The sequence below is a fragment of the Enterobacter sp. FUJ80071 genome, from assembly GCF_038739915.1.
In the GTDB taxonomy this organism is placed as follows: Bacteria; Pseudomonadota; Gammaproteobacteria; order Enterobacterales; family Enterobacteriaceae; genus Enterobacter; species Enterobacter kobei.
Genome location: NZ_JBBXKH010000001.1, coordinates 3400791 through 3418865, shown reverse-complemented (window position 1 = coordinate 3418865; position 18075 = coordinate 3400791). Strand labels below are relative to the sequence as shown.

At 56.2% G+C, this 18075-nt stretch carries 15 protein-coding genes; 8 read left to right on the top strand and 7 right to left on the bottom strand.

Translation table 11 applies throughout. From position 1 onward, the window contains the following. Positions 1–5: 5 nt before the first annotated feature. The 5 genes from bamC to ypfH all read left to right on the top strand — a co-directional run bounded on the left by bamC (position 6) and on the right by ypfH (position 5568). Positions 6–1040 carry an outer membrane protein assembly factor BamC gene (gene bamC / locus AAER43_RS16590; protein ID WP_014884765.1) on the top strand — a complete coding sequence of 345 codons (1035 nt, stop codon included), beginning with the start codon at positions 6–8 and terminating at the stop codon, positions 1038–1040. 109 nt (positions 1041–1149) lie between these two features. Beyond that, the gene (gene purC / locus AAER43_RS16585; protein ID WP_008501631.1) at positions 1150–1863 is read left to right on the top strand and encodes a phosphoribosylaminoimidazolesuccinocarboxamide synthase; all 714 of its coding nucleotides are present in this window, start codon (positions 1150–1152) and stop codon (positions 1861–1863) included. A gap of 120 nt (positions 1864–1983) precedes the next feature. After that, positions 1984–2853, top strand: coding sequence for a neutral zinc metallopeptidase (locus tag AAER43_RS16580; RefSeq protein WP_014884764.1), 870 nt, complete (start codon positions 1984–1986; stop codon positions 2851–2853). Further along, positions 2853–4799 (top strand): GNAT family N-acetyltransferase, encoded by a 1947-nt coding sequence (locus AAER43_RS16575; RefSeq protein ID WP_050861890.1) that lies wholly within the window; start codon positions 2853–2855, stop codon positions 4797–4799. Before AAER43_RS16580 ends, AAER43_RS16575 begins: the two co-directional genes overlap by 1 nt. 73 nt (positions 4800–4872) lie before the next feature. Then, positions 4873–5568: an esterase gene (ypfH, locus tag AAER43_RS16570; RefSeq protein WP_014884762.1), complete on the top strand. Its 696-nt coding sequence runs from the start codon at positions 4873–4875 to the stop codon at positions 5566–5568. A gap of 71 nt (positions 5569–5639) precedes the next feature. On the opposite strand, the gene AAER43_RS16565 is transcribed toward ypfH, so the two are convergent. Genes AAER43_RS16565 through AAER43_RS16555 form a run of 3 tightly spaced genes read right to left on the bottom strand, consistent with a single transcriptional unit; the run spans position 5640 to position 7349 of the window. Then, positions 5640–5837 (bottom strand): YpfN family protein, encoded by a 198-nt coding sequence (locus AAER43_RS16565; protein WP_050861891.1) that lies wholly within the window; start codon positions 5835–5837, stop codon positions 5640–5642. Positions 5838–5861: 24 nt separating this feature from the next. After that, positions 5862–6989 carry a succinyl-diaminopimelate desuccinylase gene (gene dapE, locus AAER43_RS16560; RefSeq protein WP_014884761.1) on the bottom strand — a complete coding sequence of 376 codons (1128 nt, stop codon included), beginning with the start codon at positions 6987–6989 and terminating at the stop codon, positions 5862–5864. A 3-nt stretch (positions 6990–6992) separates the two neighbouring features. Next, positions 6993–7349, bottom strand: a complete 357-nt coding sequence (locus AAER43_RS16555; protein ID WP_014884760.1) for an ArsC family reductase — start codon at positions 7347–7349, stop codon at positions 6993–6995. Between the two features lie 387 nt (positions 7350–7736). Here AAER43_RS16555 and ypfM point away from each other — a divergent pair, with 387 nt between their 5' ends. After that, positions 7737–7796, top strand: a complete 60-nt coding sequence (ypfM, locus tag AAER43_RS16550; RefSeq protein WP_015572204.1) for a protein YpfM — start codon at positions 7737–7739, stop codon at positions 7794–7796. Between the two features lie 108 nt (positions 7797–7904). Here the strand turns inward: ypfM and acrD are convergent, their stop codons facing one another. Both acrD and narQ read right to left on the bottom strand, forming a co-directional pair. Then, positions 7905–11018 carry a multidrug efflux RND transporter permease AcrD gene (gene acrD / locus AAER43_RS16545; protein ID WP_050861892.1) on the bottom strand — a complete coding sequence of 1038 codons (3114 nt, stop codon included), beginning with the start codon at positions 11016–11018 and terminating at the stop codon, positions 7905–7907. A 142-nt stretch (positions 11019–11160) separates the two neighbouring features. Then, positions 11161–12855, bottom strand: coding sequence for a nitrate/nitrite two-component system sensor histidine kinase NarQ (gene narQ, locus AAER43_RS16540; protein ID WP_050861893.1), 1695 nt, complete (start codon positions 12853–12855; stop codon positions 11161–11163). A 220-nt stretch (positions 12856–13075) separates the two neighbouring features. On the opposite strand from narQ, the gene nudK reads away from it, so the two are divergent. Then, entirely contained in the window at positions 13076–13666 is a 591-nt protein-coding gene (nudK, locus tag AAER43_RS16535; RefSeq protein ID WP_342702004.1) for a GDP-mannose pyrophosphatase NudK, read from the top strand. Positions 13667–13775: 109 nt separating this feature from the next. After that, positions 13776–14819, top strand: a complete 1044-nt coding sequence (locus AAER43_RS16530) for a DUF1176 domain-containing protein (protein WP_023331047.1) — start codon at positions 13776–13778, stop codon at positions 14817–14819. 69 nt (positions 14820–14888) lie between these two features. Here AAER43_RS16530 and tkt read toward each other — a convergent pair whose 3' ends face one another. After that, positions 14889–16877 (bottom strand): transketolase, encoded by a 1989-nt coding sequence (gene tkt, locus AAER43_RS16525; protein ID WP_050861894.1) that lies wholly within the window; start codon positions 16875–16877, stop codon positions 14889–14891. Between the two features lie 19 nt (positions 16878–16896). After that, positions 16897–17847: a transaldolase gene (gene tal / locus AAER43_RS16520; RefSeq protein WP_014884754.1), complete on the bottom strand. Its 951-nt coding sequence runs from the start codon at positions 17845–17847 to the stop codon at positions 16897–16899. Positions 17848–18075 lie beyond the last annotated feature (228 nt).

The following is an 18075-nucleotide window of genomic DNA, read 5'->3' as shown; positions in this document are numbered from 1 at the left end:
ATTTGATGGCTTATTCAGTACAGAAGTCGCGCCTGGCGAAGGTTGCGAGTGTTTCGCTTGTTATGCTGCTCGCTGCCTGTAGTTCAGACTCGCGCTACAAGCGCCAGGTGAGCGGTGATGAATCCTATCTGGATGCGACCCCGCTTGCTGAACTTCATGCACCGGCTGGTATGATCCTGCCGATTCAGAACGGCGATTATAATATCCCCGTCACTAATGGCAGTGGCCTGGTGGGTAAAGCGCTTGATATTCGTCCACCAGCTCAGCCTCTGGCGCTGGTCAGCGGAGCGCGTACCCAGTTCACCGGTGATACGGCGTCTCTGCTGGTTGAAAGCGCGCGCGGAAGCAATCTGTGGCCACAGGTGGTGAGCGTTATTCAGGCGAAGAACTACACCATTGATAAACGCGATGACGCCAGCCAGACCTTAACCACCGACTGGATCGAGTGGAACCGGCTGGATGAAGATCAGCAGTACCGTGGACGTTATCAAGTCTCCGTTAAACCACAGGGTTATCAGCAGGCGGTTAACGTTAAGCTGTTAAACCTGGAGCAGGCGGGCAAACCGGTTGCGGATGCCGCCTCCCTGCAGCGTTACAGCACTGAAATGCTGAACGTGATTGCCGCGGGTCTGGATAAGACTGCGACTGATGCCGCAAATGCGGCGCAGAGCCGTAACGGCGTCACCTTCGACGTTCAGAGCGGTGCGGACGATACCGGCCTGCCAATGCTGGTGGTGCGTGCACCGTTTAACCAGACCTGGCAGCGTCTGCCAGCGACGCTGGAAAAAGTGGGCATGAAAGTGACCGACAGCACCCGTTCAACCGGTAGCATGACGGCAACCTATAAGCCACTGTCCGACAGTGCATGGCTAGAGCTGGGCGCCAAAGATCCTCAGCTTGCCTCCGGTGATTACAAGATTCAGGTAGGCGACCTTGATAACCGCAGTAGTCTGCAGTTTATCGATCCAAAAGGTCACACGCTGACCCAGTCGCAGAACGATGCGCTGGTCGCTGTCTTCCAGGCAGCATTCAGCAAATAAATACGAGGGCGGGTTAATCCCGCCCTTTTTATTTTCGTGCTACGCAAACGTGTGCGTGGCATAATATGCCCAGTTTTGAACACAAATCATCACACCAGGAGTAATGAAGATGCAGAAGCAAGCTGAGTTGTATCGTGGCAAAGCGAAGACCGTATACAGCACGGAAAACCCGGATCTGTTGGTGCTCGAGTTCCGCAATGATACGTCAGCAGGGGATGGCGCGCGCATTGAGCAGTTCGATCGTAAAGGCATGGTGAACAACAAGTTCAACCACTTCATTATGACCAAACTGGCCGAAGCGGGTATCCCGACTCAGATGGAAGCGTTGCTGTCCGATACGGAATGTCTGGTGAAAAAACTGGATATGGTTCCGGTTGAGTGCGTTATTCGTAACCGTGCAGCGGGCTCCCTGGTGAAGCGTCTGGGTATTGAAGAAGGTATCGAACTGAATCCACCGCTGTTCGACCTGTTCCTGAAAAACGATGCCATGCACGATCCGATGGTCAATGATTCCTACTGCGAAACCTTCGGCTGGGTCAATAAAGAGAACCTGGCGCGCATGAAAGAGCTGACCTACAAAGCCAACGACGTGCTGAAAAAGCTGTTTGACGATGCGGGCCTGATCCTCGTCGACTTCAAGCTGGAGTTCGGTCTGTTCAAAGGCGAAGTGGTGCTGGGTGATGAGTTCTCCCCGGACGGTAGCCGCCTGTGGGACAAAGAAACCCTGGATAAAATGGACAAAGACCGTTTCCGTCAGAGCCTGGGTGGCCTGATTGAAGCCTATGAAGCGGTTGCTCACCGTTTAGGCGTTAAGCTCGACTAACTCCCTCACTTGCCAAAGGATGTTTGCATCCTTTGGCGTCTTACCTTTGTTTCCTATGGTAATCTTGCCGTTAACCGCCTACGATCATAGCTATTATTAATGGAATAGTTCGAGGTGGTTATGCGCTGGCAAGGGCGTCGTGAAAGTGACAATGTAGAAGACAGGCGCAGTGATGGCGGCGGCGGTCCTTCAATGGGGGGACCCGGCTTTCGGCTACCCAGCGGCAAGGGCGGTATCATCCTGCTGATTGTGGTGCTGGTCGCTGGCTATTACGGGGTCGACCTCACCGGTTTGATGACCGGTCAGCCGCTGCAACAGCAACCACAGTCTCCGCGCTCCATCAGCCCGAACGAAGATGAAGCGGCCAAATTTACCTCCGTTATTCTCGCGACCACTGAAGATACATGGGGTCAGCAGTTCGAGAAGATGGGGCGCACCTATCAGCAGCCGAAACTGGTGATGTACCGGGGCGCAACCCGTACCGGATGTGGTACCGGTCAATCTGTGATGGGGCCGTTCTACTGCCCGGCAGATGGCACCGTCTATATCGATCTCTCTTTTTACGATGACATGAAACGCAAGCTTGGCGCTGACGGTGATTTTGCCCAGGGCTACGTGATCGCGCATGAAGTCGGGCACCATGTGCAGAAGCTGCTGGGCATTGAGCCAAAAGTGCGTCAGCTACAGCAAAATGCGTCTCAGGCTGAAGTGAATCGTCTTTCCGTCAAGATGGAACTGCAGGCGGACTGCTTCGCAGGCGTTTGGGGGCACAGCATGCAGCAGCAGGGCGTACTGGAATCCGGCGATCTTGAAGAGGCATTAAACGCGGCGCAGGCCATCGGCGATGACCGTCTTCAGCAGCAAAGCCAGGGACGTGTCGTACCGGACAGCTTCACTCACGGTACGTCGCAACAGCGTTACAGCTGGTTTAAACGCGGTTTTGACAGCGGTGATCCTGCCCAGTGTAATACCTTCGGCAAAGCCATGTGATGGTGTCGTTTGCACATCTGATACGCGAGCTTGAGCGAACCGGGCACCGCCGTCTGGTGGTGCTCACGGGCGATGAGCCGTGGACGCTGAGCCAGGCCACCGCCCTGCGTGATGCTTTACCGGGAGACTGGCTGTGGCTGAATGAAAACCCGTCTAAAGCCATCGGCGGACTGTTGGGACGCGAATACCTGCATGCTGTGTTTGACGCGCATGCCGGGTTTGACGTCTCCGCATTCGCCGCACTCAGCGGAACGTTGCGCGCCGGGAGCCTCCTCGTACTGCGAGTACCACCGTTCTCTGGCTGGGCCGACAGGCCAGACAGCGATTCTGTGCGCTGGAGTGACAGCGCAGAGCCGATCGCTACCCCGCACTTTGTTCACCATTTTTGCCGGACGCTTGCCGCCGATACGGATGCGATCGTCTGGCAACAGCATCATCCCCTGACGCTTCCCGCTGCGCCAGATTTACCCGCCTGGCAGCCCGCCAGCGGTGAGCCGCAGCGTGAGCAGGCGGCGATCCTCGACGCGCTTTTGGTCATGCCTGCGGGCATCGCTGCCGTGACGGCACCTCGCGGACGCGGAAAGTCAGCGCTGGCGGGGATGCTGCTGGGCAGCATCCAGGGGAGTGCGGTGGTGACGGCCCCGGCGAAAGGCGCAGCGGATGTCATCGCGCGTTTCGCGGGCGAGCGTTTTCACTTTATGGCACCCGATGCGCTGCTGGACTCCACGCTGCAGGCCGACTGGCTGATTGTCGATGAAGCGGCAGCCATCCCAGGCCCGCTGCTGGAGAAGCTGGTGACACGCTTTCCCCGCGTATTACTGACCACTACGGTTCAGGGTTACGAAGGGACGGGCAGGGGATTTCTGCTGAAGTTCTGCGCCCGATTCAGTGGGCTGCAGCGTTATACCTTATCCACCCCCATTCGCTGGGCGGCCGGATGTCCGCTTGAACGGATCGTGGCGAATACGCTGCTGTTTGACGATGCGCTTATCGACCACAAACCGGAAGGTGAGGTGTCTGTAAGGTCTCTGGAGCCACAAGAGTGGGAGAGCGACCCGGCACGAGTGGCAAGCGTTTATGAACTGCTCTGTGCTGCCCACTACCGGACCTCACCGCTCGATTTACGCCGGATGATGGACGCCCCCGGCCAGCACTTTGCTGTTGCGGACGCGGGGGCTGATATTGCGGGCGCGCTCTGGCTGGTGGACGAGGGCGGATTGTCCCCCGAACTCAGCCGGGCGGTGTGGGCGGGCTCTCGTCGTCCACGCGGAAACCTTGTGGCGCAGTCGCTGGCGGCGCACGGCGGAACGCCTCTTGCGGCGACGCTGAAAGGCCGACGGATTAGCCGCATTGCGGTTCATCCCCGTCGTCAGCGGGAAGGCATCGGTCAGCGGCTGATCCTGAACGCCAGCGGTGAAGATTATCTCTCCGTGAGTTTTGGTTATACCGACGAGCTGTGGCGTTTCTGGCAGCGGTGCGGGTTTGTGCTGGTGCGAATGGGCAGCCATCGGGAAGCCAGCAGCGGGTGTTACACGGCGATGGCGCTGCTGCCGCAGAGCGAAGCCGGGCATCAACTGTGTACGCAGGCACATCGGCGTTTATGCCGCGATATGCGCGTCCTGTCGGCCTGGAATGGCGAAAAGATCCCGGTGACTGATGCCTGGGAAGCTACCCTTAATAGTGACGACTGGCTGGAGCTGGCGGGGTTTGCTTTTGCGCACCGGGCGTTTTCAACCTCGGTAGCCGCGTTGACGCGGTTGCTGTTAGCCACAGATATGCCGCTTCCCGCGCTGCGCGGGAAAATCGAGGGGAGAAGCGAAGCGGTCGGGCGAAAAGCGTTACTGGCAAAGCTTCGCGAAGAAACCGCGCAAGCGCTTGAGAGCCTTGATTATTCGCGCTGCCAGCAGTTGAAAGCAGACATTTTGCAATGGCAATTTTTTCAATGACTTCTTCAGTAAAGTGGCATGGTCATTACCCCGCAGAGGCGTAAAATCCTGCTCATCAATTAAGGAGACCGCCATGAAACACGACCATTTTGTTGTTCAAAGCCCTGACAAACCGGCTAAACAGTTACTGCTTCTGTTTCATGGTGTTGGCGATAATGCCGTCAATATGGGGCAGATTGGTAGCTGGTTTGCGCCTGTTTTCCCTGAAGCATTGATTGTCAGCATCGGCGGCGTAGAACCGTGTGGTCCGAACGGACGACAGTGGTTCCCGGTTCAGGGCGTGACGGAGGAGAACCGTCAGGCGCGCATTGATGCCATCATGCCCACGTTTATCGACATCGTACGCTACTGGCAGCAGCAGAGCGGCGTGGGTGCTGACGCGACCGCGCTGATTGGCTTCTCGCAGGGATCTATCATGTCCCTGGAAAGTGTGAAAGCGCAGCCGGGTCTGGTTTCTCGGGTGATCGCGTTTAACGGCCGCTTTGCGACGCTGCCGACGAGTGCGACCACGCAGACCACGATCCATCTGATCCACGGTGGTGAAGACCGGGTCATTGAGCTTTCACATGCAGTTGCCGCTCAGGAAGCATTGATTCGTGAAGGTGGGGATGTGACGCTGGATATCGTTGACGATCTGGGCCATGCGATTGACGACCGCAGCATGCAATTCGCGCTCGATCATCTGCGTTATACCGTACCGAAGCACTACTTTGATGAAGCGCTCAGCGGCGGCAAGCCGAATGACGATAATATTGTTGAGTTTATGTAGGCACTTTCCCCCTCCCCCCCAGTTCCTCTCCCCACAGGGGCGAGGGTTAGGGGGAGGGGTGAGATTAACAATTACTTCTTCTGGTCTTTCTTCGGCCAGTTGTCGTCATCGTCCCACTTGTCGTTAAAATCGCGGTGTGGCGGGAGATCCGGCTTGTTCGCAAGAAACTTTTTGTGGTCAACGCGCTTAAGGTCTTTAATCACGTTGAGCAGTACGCCGACCAGAAAAACCAGCACCAGAATCCACCAGTACTTTGAAAGCCAATCCATTCGCTATTCCTCTCAGAGCATTCGTCAGGCGACGAGTTGCTCCATAATACGTTGATACATACGAGCCAGCAGTTGCAAATCTGCCGCATTAACACACTCATTTATTTTATGAATGGTTGCGTTTACTGGCCCCAGTTCGACAACCTGAGCTCCCATACGGGCGATAAAGCGTCCGTCTGAAGTGCCACCCGTCGTCAGCAGTTGTGGCTTAATTTCATTATAGTGCTCGATGGCGTTCACCACCGCATCAACCAGTTTGCCGCGCTGCGTCAGGAACGGCTGGCCGGAAAGCCACCAGTCCACGGTGTAGCGCAGGTGATATTTTTCCAGCAGCGCGACAACGCGCGCTTTGATCATCTCATCGGTCAGTTCGGTGCTGAAGCGGAAGTTGAACTGGACGAAGAAGTCCCCCGGGATCACGTTGTTGCTGCCGGTCCCGGCCTTGACGTTAGCAATCTGCATGCTGGTCGGGGGGAAGAACTCGTTACCTTTATCCCACTCAATCGCCACCAGTTCGCTCAGCATTGGCGCAGCGCGATGAACGGGGTTATCGGCCAGATGTGGATAAGCAACGTGTCCCTGAACGCCGTGAATGGTCAGGTTACAGGTCAGTGAGCCACGGCGACCGTTTTTCACGACATCGCCCACCACTTCGGTACTGGACGGCTCGCCGACCAGACAGTAGTCGAGACGCTCGTTGCGCGCCATCAGCGCTTCAACCACCTTCACGGTACCGTTATGGGCGCTGGCTTCTTCGTCGGAGGTGACCAAAAACGCGAGACGGTTTTTGTGGTTCGGATGCTGAGCCACAAAGCGTTCAGCCGCGACCACCATCGCCGCCAGCGAGCCTTTCATGTCTGCCGCGCCGCGGCCAAAGAGCATGCCATCGCGGATGGTCGGTTCAAACGGCGGGTTAATCCAGCGATCTGCGTCACCTGCGGGAACGACGTCAGTATGCCCGGCAAACGCCAGCGTTTCACCCTGGCCGCGCCACGCCCAGAAGTTCTGAGTATCGCCAAAATCCATGCGTTCAACGGTAAAACCGATGGCACGCAGGCGCTCAATCATTAATGCCTGACAACCTGCGTCGTCCGGGCTAAGGGAAGGACGGCGAATAAGCTGTTGAGTCAGCTCAATGACCGGGCATGACATACACTACACCTCAACGAAAAAGTCAGAATAAAGGGTTTCACTGAAACCCAGCAGCATAGGCTGACCTGGCTTGCAGAGCAATGGGCGTTTGATAATTGCCGGCATTTCACGCATCAGTTTTGCCGCGCTGTCGGCATCAACGATGCTGGCGCGCAGGGATTCGTCCAGTTTACGCCAGGTGGTACCGCGGGTGTTAAGCAGTGCCTCCCAGCCCAGTTCATTGATGGCGTTATGCAGAAAATCTGCATCAAGCCCATCGGCACGGTAATCGTGGAAGCGGTACTCGATGTGGTTCGCTTCCAGCCAGCGGCGGGCTTTTTTGATGGTGTCGCAATTTTTAATGCCGTACATCACAACCATGGTGAATCCTTTTGTCCTTATGACCATTAAATGTTCAATAAATTCGAAGATATATCCTTAAGCAGAATATAACACATTCAGGAATACTCTGGATTTACACGTCTGCTTAATTCAACGCACATCTGTACGCTGAATATTCTTTCATCATTTAAGCATAGATGTCCATCGGGTATAAATTGCTAACAAACTCAGCGAGTAAAATAAAGCTCACCCGTTCGTAGGGTTATTTCAAAATATTGCTGGCCGTCACACAAAATTTAAGATTCTCCATTCATATTTATCATAAATCCCCAACGGTGGCGGGGTACAATCACAGCAATTGGTTAAATAGTCTTCACAATGATGATACGTTTTCGTAGAATGCGCATAATAATAAGAGAGGTTGTTATGATTGAACGTGAACTGGGGAACTGGAAAGATTTTATCGAAGGCATGCTTCGTAAATGACATTCAGTAAGAATTGCAAGAGCACTTAAATAAGTAAAATAATCATAGTGTGAATTAATCACACAATAAAAAGGCGGCTGTTAAAGCCGCCTTTTTTATGGCTGAATGTTATTCCTGCCGCTCTCTGAGCGGGAAGCGACGACGCACCAGCACAAAGAACAGCGGCACGAAATAAATGGCCAGGATGGTGGCCGAAATCATGCCCCCCATTACCCCGGTACCGACCGCGTGCTGGCTGCTGGAACCTGCACCCGTGCTGGTTGCCATTGGCAATACGCCAAAAATAAAGGCCAGCGAGGTCATCAGGATCGGGCGCAGTCGCTGACGGCAGGCATGTAGCGTGGCGGCCATCAGCTCGTGGCCTTTGGCATTCATCTCGTTGGCAAACTCAACGATCAGAATGGCGTTTTTCGCCGACAAGCCGATCACCGTCAGCAGCCCGACCTGGAAGTAAACATCGTTTTCCAGGCCGCGCATCCAGGTTGCCAGCAGCGCACCGATAACCCCAAGCGGCACCACCAGCATGACCGAGAACGGAACCGACCAGCTTTCATACAGCGCGGCAAGGCAGAGGAACACCACCAGCAGAGAAAGGGCATAAAGCGCGGGGGCCTGCGCGCCGGAGAGACGTTCCTGGTAAGACATGGCCGTCCATTCCAGACCAAAACCGGCGGGCAGCTGTTGCACCAGTTTTTCCATGGTGTCCATGGCCGTGCCGGTACTTACGCCCGGCGCGGCTTCCCCGACGATTTCCACCGCAGAATAACCGTTATAGCGCTCCAGACGCGGCGAACCGCTCTCCCAGCGCGAGGTGGCAAACGCCGAGAAGGGAACCATCCCGCCGCTGTTATTGCGAACAAACCAGCGGTTAATATCATCCGGCAGCATGCGGTACGGCGCGGCGGACTGAACATATACTTTTTTCACGCGACCGCGATCCATAAAGTCGTTCACATAGCTCGAGCCCCACGCCGTTTGCAGGGTGTCGTTGATATCGTCGATGGAGACGCCCAGCGCCTGCGCCTTACGCTGGTCGATATCCACCTGAAACTGCGGGCTGTCGTCCAGGCCGTTGTGGCGCACGCGGGTCAGGCCAGAATCGTTACCTGCCAGCGCTAACAATTTGTCGCGTGCCGCCATCAGCGCATCGTGGCCCGCGCCGGCGTGATCCTGCAGCTCCATATCAAACCCGGCAGAACTCCCCAGGCCGCTGATCGCTGGCGGACTGCTCGCAAAGACGCGCGCCTCTTTAATACGGGAAAAGGCTTTAGTGGCACGTTCAATGATGGCAAATGAGGTTCCCGTTTGGGTGTCCCGTTCATTCCAGTCTTTCAGACGGACAAACATACGGGCGACGTTCTGCCCGTTCCCGCCCGGGCCGGAGCCAACGGTCGAAAAGACCGACACAACGTTATCTTTCTCGTGGGTGAAGAAGTACTGCTCTACGTTCTGGACCACTTTCAGCGTCTGCTGCTGCGTTGAGCCGCTCGGGAGCTGCACCGAGGTGATGAACATCCCCCGGTCTTCCATCGGCAGGAACGAGGTGGGCAAATGCAGAAACAGCCACACCATGCCGCCCAGCAGTACAACGTAAATCATCATCCAGCGCAGGCTTCGGTGCAGCACTTTACCGACCGCAGATTCATACCGGGCGGCATTGCGGTTGAACATCCGGTTAAACCAGCCGAAGAACCCTTTCTGACCGTGATGTTCCCCTTTGTGCAGCGGCTTGAGGAGGGTGGCGCAAAGCGCAGGGGTGAGGATCAGGGCCACCAGCACGGAGAGCACCATTGCTGAGACGATGGTTATCGAGAACTGGCGGTAAATCGCGCCGGTCGTGCCGCCGAAGAAGGCCATTGGGATAAAGACCGCCGACAACACCATCGCAATGCCGACTAACGCCCCCTGAATTTGTCCCATGGATTTTCGCGTGGCCTGGCGCGGGGAAAGACCTTCTTCGCTCATGATGCGCTCGACGTTTTCGACCACCACGATGGCATCATCCACCAGCAGGCCAATTGCCAGCACCATGGCAAACATCGTCAGGGTGTTAATGCTGTACCCGAACGCGTAAAGCACCGAAAAAGTACCCAGCAGCACCACGGGGACGGCAATAGTGGGGATCAGCGTGGCGCGGAAGTTTTGCAGGAACAGATACATGACCAGGAACACCAGGGCAATCGCTTCCAGCAGGGTCTTTACCACATCCTCAATCGAGGCTTTTACGAAGGAAGTGGTTTCATAGGCGACTTTATACTCCAGCCCGTGCGGGAAATACTGCGACAGCTCATCCAGACGGTCCAGCACCAGTTTCGCCGTCGCCATTTCATTTGCGCCGGAGGCCAGCTTAATCCCAAGGCCAGAGGCCGGGTTGCCGTTAAATCGGCTCAGGTAGTCGTATTTCTCAGCACCCATTTCCACCGTTGCCACATCGCTCAGACGCACTTCTGAGCCATCCTGATTCACGCGCAGGGTAATGTTGCGGAACTGGTCCGGTGTCTGAAGCAGGGATTGCGAATTAATGGTGGCGTTCAGGGCTTGTTTATCAACGGAAGGCGTTCCTCCCAGTTGCCCCACGGCAATTTGTGCGTTCTGGGCTTTGATGGCATCCGTCACGTCGGTGGCCGTCATCTGATAGCTGTTCAGCTTGTTGGGATCGAGCCAGATACGCATGGAGTATTGTGAGCCGTAGGCGTCGATATCCCCCACGCCGTTAATACGGCTGAGCGGGTCCTGAATATTACTGGCGACGTAGTCCGCAATGTCCTGTTTATCCATTGAGCCATCGGTGGAGACAAACGCGATGGTCAAAATGTTGGTATCACCGGTTTTACGTACGGTAACGCCCTGGTTCTGCACCGCCTGGGGCAGCTTACGCATAGCCGACTGAAGCTGGTTTTGTACCTGCTGCACCGCTTCGTCCGGGTCGGTGCCCGCCTTAAAGCTCAGGGTAACCGTCGCTTGTCCCGTGGCGCTGCTTTGCGAGGACATGTACATCAGGTTATCCAGACCCGTCATGTTCTGCTCGATAACCTGCGTCACGGTGTTTTCCAGCGTTTGTGCGGAAGCGCCGGGGTAGTTTGCGGTGACACGCACATTAGGCGGTGCCAGATCGGGATATTGCTCAACAGGAAGAGAAGTAATCGCCAGGACACCTGTCAGACACAACAGGATGGCAAGCACCCAGGCAAAAATGGGGCGATCGATGAAAAAATTCGCCATGTAAAAGTGACCTCGTTTTGCTGCACGTCATTATTGTTTATTGCCCGCCTAACTTTAGCGGTAAGGCCCAGGTCAAACGTGGAGAAATAAAGGAGATAGTGTAAATTATCATGCGCTTTTCCCTGCGCTTGCCTCTTTACCGTTATTTACCCGTTAACGGTGCAGGCACCGGGAACGTCACGCTGACCAGCGTGCCGCCGTTTTGCGGTTGCGAAAAGTGCAGCATGCCTCCGAGTCGTTGTGCGCGCTCACGCATAATGTTCAGTCCGTAGTGTCCGGGCGGTTCGCTTGCCTCGCCAATCCCGATGCCGTTGTCGCGAATGCTGACGCTGTGCGTGCCATCCACCGCCGTTACGCAGCTAACGGTAATTTCGCTGGCCTGGGCGTGCTTAATCGCATTCAGAACGGCTTCCCGGACGATCTGCAATAAATGCACCTGTTTCTGGGCGTCAAGCGCCAGGGAGGAGAGACGACAGTCGAGGTGCAGCCTGGCCTGTGTCTGGCTCTGCAGGGCATCGAGAGACTCCTGCAGCGCTGCGGGTAAATTCGCATGATTTAACGTCAGCCGGAAGGTCGTCAGCAGCTCGCGCAGCTGCTGCCAGGCGTTGTTCAGCTCGCGGGAGAAGTCGGTGATGATAGTTTGCGCGGGAGCATTATCCGCTGGCACCGCGCGTTTAAGCAGGGCAAGCTGGATCCGCAGATAAGACAGCACCTGCGCCAGCGAATCGTGCAGTTCCCGGGCGATGGTGGCGCGTTCTTCCATCAGCAGCAGCTGCTGGTAATGCTTTTGCGCCTGGTTAAAGTACAGCCCGCGCCCGAGCATGGTCGCCACGCTTCTCATCAGCGGGAGGGGAACGCTGTCCGTCTCGCTTTGCCAGCGCAGCTCACCGTAAAGGGTGTCCTGCATCAGTACCGGCAGATTTTGCAGCGGGATGCTGCCCGACGCGGTCCCTTCACACAGTCGCCAGTCGTCACTGGTGCGGAGTTCCAGGTAATTCATCTGAGTGTATTCATGGACAATCTGCAATATGTGCCGAAAACAATGGCTGTCTATCTGCCCCGTATTCAACGCCTGGGAGCATTTAAACAGCATGTCGAGCTGCTGGTGGGCTTCGTGCAAATGTCGCGTCTTTTCCGCCACGGAAGCTTCAAGCGACCGATAGAGGGTGTGTAGCTCCCCCGACATATGGTTGAAAGCGCGGGAAAGTTGGCCCAGCTCGTTGGGTAGGGCGGTATCCGGCGCAGGCGTCGTAAATTCTCCTCGCTCAATCCGCTCGCTGGCCGCCACCAGATTATTCAGCGGTAATACGACCTGGCGGCGGATACGCCGCAGGGTAAACAGAGTCAGCAGCAGGATCCCGAGGGCGCCAGCCAGAGAGAGGAGGGTCACTGTCTGGATTTTATGTTCACTGTAATGCTGGAGGGCGAGCACAAAGGCATCAATGCGGCCGACAAAATCCTCAATATGCGCGGCATACCATGCGCTGTCACCGCGGGCGATGTGCTTATCCATTTCCAGCCAGGCAACCTGCAGTTGCTGGTAGCGCGTTTTGACATTGCCCGGAACGTACCAGCGGTTCAGCTTTTGCAGGGAAGGTGCGCTCAATGTCTGCCGCCAGTTCTCACGATGCGCCATAAGGGAAGGGCTGTTACGCTGCATCTCGTAACCGAGACGATAGCTCTGCATGCGCAGTGAACCCGCAACGTTGATGGCTTCAGCGTCGCGCTGGCTGCTGGCAAGCGTCAGTAGCGCGACGCTGCTGGTCAGCACGGAGAGAACAATTATCGAAAAGAAAGCCCAGGCAAGGCTTCCGGAAACGGGTCGCTTAACGGTCACAGAACGGCTCTCTGGGAGAAATAATCAGACGTTTCGGGCAGGTGTACATTGCCTGATAACGCAGTGATGAGTAAACACTTTATTCATACGTACAGTAAGGTTATTGCGCCTGGCGCAACCGGAAACATCATCCAGCGAGAAACGCGCCGTCTGAACCCACGGGCGACAAAGCGAGCGTCACGGCGTAGTATAAACAGACTCATTTTGCCGTGGAGCCCGTATGTCCCTGAACATTACCGTTATCAAAGACAAAATCCTTTCTGAAAATTACTTTGTCCTGCGTAACATCACTTACGATTTAACCCGTAAGAACGGGGACGTTATTCGCCATAAACGCGAAGTCTACGACCGGGGCAATGGCGCTACCATTCTGCTGTATAACCGCGAAAAGCAAAGCGTGGTATTGATTCGTCAGTTTCGGGTGGCGACATGGGTCAATGGCAACGCGGACGGGCGTCTGATTGAAACCTGCGCCGGTCTGCTTGATGACGATGAGCCGGAAGTCTGTATTCGCAAAGAAGCCATAGAAGAAACGGGTTTTGAGGTGGGTGCGGTACAAAAAGTCTTTGAGCTTTTCATGTCTCCAGGCGGGGTGACCGAGCTGGTCCACTTCTTCGTTGCGGAATACACCGATGCTCAGCGTACTCACCGCGGCGGCGGGGTCGAGGATGAAGATATTGAAGTGCTTGAAATGCCCTTCGTTCAGGCGCTGGAAATGGTGAAAAGCGGCGAGATACGCGACGGTAAAGCGGTGATCCTGCTGCAGTATCTGCAAACCAGCGGCGTGATGAACGCCGCGCAGGTCCGGTGATAAGTTATATTTCAGATAAATCTATCCGATAAATCCGATTGAGCCCGCCCGTCCAGGGCACGAAGATACGCCCCAGATTGACCTTTTCGTTTCCGGGGCTGTGCCATTCATGCGCTACTGCGTTTTGCTTCTCTTCTTTTTTTGCGTGCTACCCGCACCTCTGGTGTGGGCTGCACCTGCGCAGCAGTCTTTCTCTGACTGGCAGGTCACCTGCAATAACCAGAATTTTTGCGTTGCCCGAAATACCGGTGAACACCGCGGGCTGGTGATGACGCTGAGCCGTAGCGCTGGGGCAAAAACGGACGCCAGCCTGCGTATCGATCTCGGCGGGCTTTCGGCTCCTCCGGTAAAAGAGCCTGACATCGCCCCCCGACTGCTGCTCGACGACGTTCCCTTAAAACTCAATGCCCAGCACTGGCAGTTAACGCCCTGGCATCTCAAGACTGACGATACGGGTACCCTCACCACGTTTCTGAAAACGATTCAGGAAGGACAGAGGCTGACCCTGCGCGGAGGGAAGCAGACGATCTCTCTGGTCGGACTGAAAGCGGCGCTGCTGTTTATCGACGCTCAGCAAAAACGCGTGGGGAGCGAAACAGCATGGATTAAAAAAGGGGATAGCCCGCCGCTGAGCGTGCCTCCAGCTCCGGCATTAAAAAAGGTGGCCGTGGTGAACCCCACGCCAACGCCACTCTCCCACGCTGAACTGAACGATCTGCTGGATTACGGCACCTGGCGGATGAACAACAGCCAGTGCTCGCTGGATCCTAACCGCCGCGAAGTGCGCGTCACCGCATTAACGGATGATAAAGCGTTGCTGATCGTCAGCTGCGAGGCGGGGGCTTACAATACGGTCGATCTGGCGTGGCTGGTATCGCGTAAAAAACCGTTCACCGCGCGCAGCGTCAGGCTGCGTCTGCCGTTTACCCCGTCCAGTCAGAGTAGCGATATGGAACTGATGAACGCCAGCTTCGATGAAAAAACACGCGAGCTGACGACGCTCGCACTGGGGCGTGGGATCGGTGATTGTGGGATCCAGACGCGCTGGCGTTTTGACGGCCAGCGCTTCCGCCTGGTGCGGTATGCGGAAGAGCCAAGCTGCGATAACTGGAACGGGCCGGACGCCTGGCCTACGCTGTGGATCACGCGGTAGTCCGGCTTACGATTTGATGGTGTTGTAGGCCGGGTAAGGCGTAGTCGCCACCCGGCAACGAAGACCGCACTAAAGCACGCTCAACGCCTTCTCCACCACGTTCTCAACGGTAAAGCCGAAGTACGGGAACAGCTTGTCGGCAGGGGCGGACTCACCGTAGCCCCGCATACCGACAATCGCTCCTTTCAGCCCCACATACTTATACCAGTAGTCGGCAATTCCCGCTTCCACCGCCACGCGCGCCGCGACGCTGGAGGGGAGCACCGATTCACGGTATGCCTCGTTCTGGGCATCAAAGATATCCGTTGAAGGCAGGGAAACGACGCGCACCGCGTGACCTTCGGCAGTCAGTTTCTCCGCCGCTTTCACCGTGATTTCCACCTCAGAACCCGTGGCAATCAGGATCACGTCCGGTTTGCCGCCGCTGTCCTTCAGGATGTACCCGCCGCGGGCGATATTTTTCACCTGCTCCGGGGTGCGCTCAATCTGCGCCAGGTTTTGACGCGACAGGATTAGCGCCGTCGGGCCGTTATGGCGCTCAACCGCCAGCTTCCAGCCCACTGCCGCTTCGACCTGATCGCACGGACGCCATGTGCTGAAGTTTGGCGTTAAGCGCAGGCTCGCCAGCTGTTCCACCGCCTGGTGCGTCGGGCCATCTTCACCCAGCCCGATAGAGTCGTGGGTGTAGACCATAATCTGCCGGGCCTTCATCAGCGCCGCCATGCGCGCTGCGTTACGGGCGTACTCAACGAACATCAGGAAGGTGGCGGTGTAGGGCACGAAGCCGCCGTGATGGGCGATACCGTTGGCAATGGCGGTCATCCCGAACTCGCGCACGCCGTAGTGGATATAGTTTCCGGCGATGTCCTCTTTCAGCGATTTCGAGCCCGACCATATGGTCAGGTTACTCGGCGCCAGATCCGCCGAGCCGCCGAGCAGTTCGGGCAGGATAGGGCCGATGGCATTCAGGGTGTTTTGCGACGCCTTACGGGTGGCGATTTTCGCCGGGTTAGACTGCAGGTTTTCAATCAGTGCCTGGGTTTTATCGTCCCAGTCTTCCGGCAGACCACCGCTCATGCGTCGGGAAAACTCAGCCGCCAGTTCCGGATATGCTTTTTTGTAGGCGGCAAATTTTTCGTTCCAGGCATGCTGGGCTTTTTCACCCGTTTCGCGCGCATCCCATGCCTTGTAGATCTCTTTCGGGATCTCAAACGGCGGGTATTTCCAGCCCAGTTTCTGTCGGGTCAGTGCCACCTCTTCTTCGCCGAGCGCCGCGCCGTGCGCTTCTTCTTTGCCTGCTTTGTTTGGTGAGCCAAAGCCGATGACCGTACGGCAGATAATCAGGGACGGTTTGTCCTTCACGCTCTGCGCTTCCTGAATCGCTTTTTTCACCGCTTCGGGATCGTGGCCGTCGATCTCATGCACGACGTGCCAGTGGTAGGCTTCGAAGCGTTTCGCCGTGTCGTCGGTGAACCAGCCCTCGGTTTCCCCGTCAATGGAGATGCCGTTGTGGTCGTAAAAGCCGATCAGCTTGCCGAGCCCCAGCGTGCCCGCCAGCGAGCAGACTTCATGCGAAATCCCCTCCATCAGGCAACCGTCACCCATAAACACGTACGTGTAGTGATCGACAATCTCGTGGTCCGGCTGGTTAAACTGTGCCGCCAGCGTGCGTTCGGCAATCGCGAGTCCGACGGCGTTGGCCAGCCCCTGACCCAGCGGTCCGGTGGTGGTTTCGACACCCGGCGTATAGCCGATTTCCGGGTGACCCGGGGTTTTCGAATGCAGCTGGCGGAAATTCTTCAGCTCCTCAAGCGGCAGATCATAGCCGGACAAGTGAAGCAGGCTGTAGAGCAGCATCGAGGCGTGGCCGTTAGACAGAATAAAGCGGTCACGATCGTACCAGGCAGGATCGTTGGGGTTGTGCTTCAGGAAGTTGTTCCACAACACTTCGGCAATATCAGCCATGCCCATGGGGGCGCCAGGGTGGCCTGAATTGGCTTTCTGCACGGCATCCATGCTGAGGGCGCGGATGGCATTGGCGAGCTCTTTACGGGACATAGTTCACTCCATGGCAAGGTTAAAGTTTGGCGGCGAGTAGGTCTTCAAGTTTGCGCTGGTCGACGGCGAACAGGCGGATGCCTTCCGCCAGTTTATCCACGGCCATCGCGTCCTGATTGTGCTCCCAGCGGAACTCGGCTTCGGTCATGGCCTTCGGTTTCGGCAGGACGGTGGAGGTTGGCACCAGTTTGCGGATCACCGTCTCTTCTTTGTCCTGCAATTCTTTAAGCAGGTTAGGGGAGATGGTCAGGCGGTCGCAGCCTGCCAGGGCGAGGATCTGCTCGGTACGGCGGAAGCTGGCCCCCATCACGATGGTTTCATAGCGGTGCTGTTTGTAGTAGTCGTAGATATTTCGCACTGACTTCACGCCCGGATCTTCCTCGACTACGTACGGGTCCATGGGCTGTTTCGCCTGATACCAGTCGTAGATGCGCCCGACAAACGGCGAGACGAGGAACACGCCCGCTTCAGCACAGGCGCGTGCCTGTGCAAACGAGAACAGCAGCGTCAGGTTGCAGTGGATCCCCTCTTTTTCGAGCACCTCTGCCGCGCGGATACCTTCCCACGTCGACGCGAGCTTGATCAGAATGCGTGACGTATCAATTCCCTGCTCCTGGTAGAGTTCAACCAGACGACGCGCTTTCGTAATACTCTTTTCTTTATCGAACGAGAGGCGGGCGTCCACTTCGGTCGAGACGCGTCCTGGAATGCTTTTCAGAATTTCTGCACCAAAATTAACCGCCAGTTTGTCGCTGGCTTCGGCAACCTGTTGCTCCTGCGTTTTGCCGCGCTTCTTGCCGTAAGCAATCGCGTCATCAATCAGATGGCTAAAATGGGCAAGCCCTGCCGCTTTCAGAAGCAGGGAAGGGTTGGTGGTCGCGTCCTCCGGCTGATAGTGGCGAATCGACTCGATATCGCCGCTGTCCGCAACCACGGTGGTGAATTGTTTGATGCCGTCTAGCTGGTTCATAAATCATTACTCCTTGGAAATAAAAGAGTTAGATGAGTGCGTTAGTTCACACTTCTGAGAAAATCATGATGGACTTAACAAAAAAGCATAGCAGACGGGGGAGGCATTGCTTTTGAGACGGGTAACATGGCTGTTATAAATTGATAACAATTTTTAATGTGTGATGGTGAGAGTTTGGCAGCCTTCAAAGTTTATGCGCTGTCCTGAGGCGATACTAGGCGGCACACC

Coding starts and splice junctions, on each gene's coding strand:
- AAER43_RS16530 (WP_023331047.1), top strand. CDS start 13,776: ATGCGCTACTGCGTTTTGCTTCTCTTCTTTTTTTGCGTGCTACCCGCA.
- AAER43_RS16580 (WP_014884764.1), top strand. CDS start 1,984: ATGCGCTGGCAAGGGCGTCGTGAAAGTGACAATGTAGAAGACAGGCGC.
- dapE (WP_014884761.1), bottom strand. CDS start 6,989: ATGTCATGCCCGGTCATTGAGCTGACTCAACAGCTTATTCGCCGTCCT.
- tkt (WP_050861894.1), bottom strand. CDS start 16,877: ATGTCCCGTAAAGAGCTCGCCAATGCCATCCGCGCCCTCAGCATGGAT.
- purC (WP_008501631.1), top strand. CDS start 1,150: ATGCAGAAGCAAGCTGAGTTGTATCGTGGCAAAGCGAAGACCGTATAC.
- nudK (WP_342702004.1), top strand. CDS start 13,076: ATGTCCCTGAACATTACCGTTATCAAAGACAAAATCCTTTCTGAAAAT.
- ypfH (WP_014884762.1), top strand. CDS start 4,873: ATGAAACACGACCATTTTGTTGTTCAAAGCCCTGACAAACCGGCTAAA.
- AAER43_RS16555 (WP_014884760.1), bottom strand. CDS start 7,349: ATGGTTGTGATGTACGGCATTAAAAATTGCGACACCATCAAAAAAGCC.
- AAER43_RS16575 (WP_050861890.1), top strand. CDS start 2,853: ATGGTGTCGTTTGCACATCTGATACGCGAGCTTGAGCGAACCGGGCAC.
- AAER43_RS16565 (WP_050861891.1), bottom strand. CDS start 5,837: ATGGATTGGCTTTCAAAGTACTGGTGGATTCTGGTGCTGGTTTTTCTG.
- acrD (WP_050861892.1), bottom strand. CDS start 11,018: ATGGCGAATTTTTTCATCGATCGCCCCATTTTTGCCTGGGTGCTTGCC.
- bamC (WP_014884765.1), top strand. CDS start 6: ATGGCTTATTCAGTACAGAAGTCGCGCCTGGCGAAGGTTGCGAGTGTT.
- tal (WP_014884754.1), bottom strand. CDS start 17,847: ATGAACCAGCTAGACGGCATCAAACAATTCACCACCGTGGTTGCGGAC.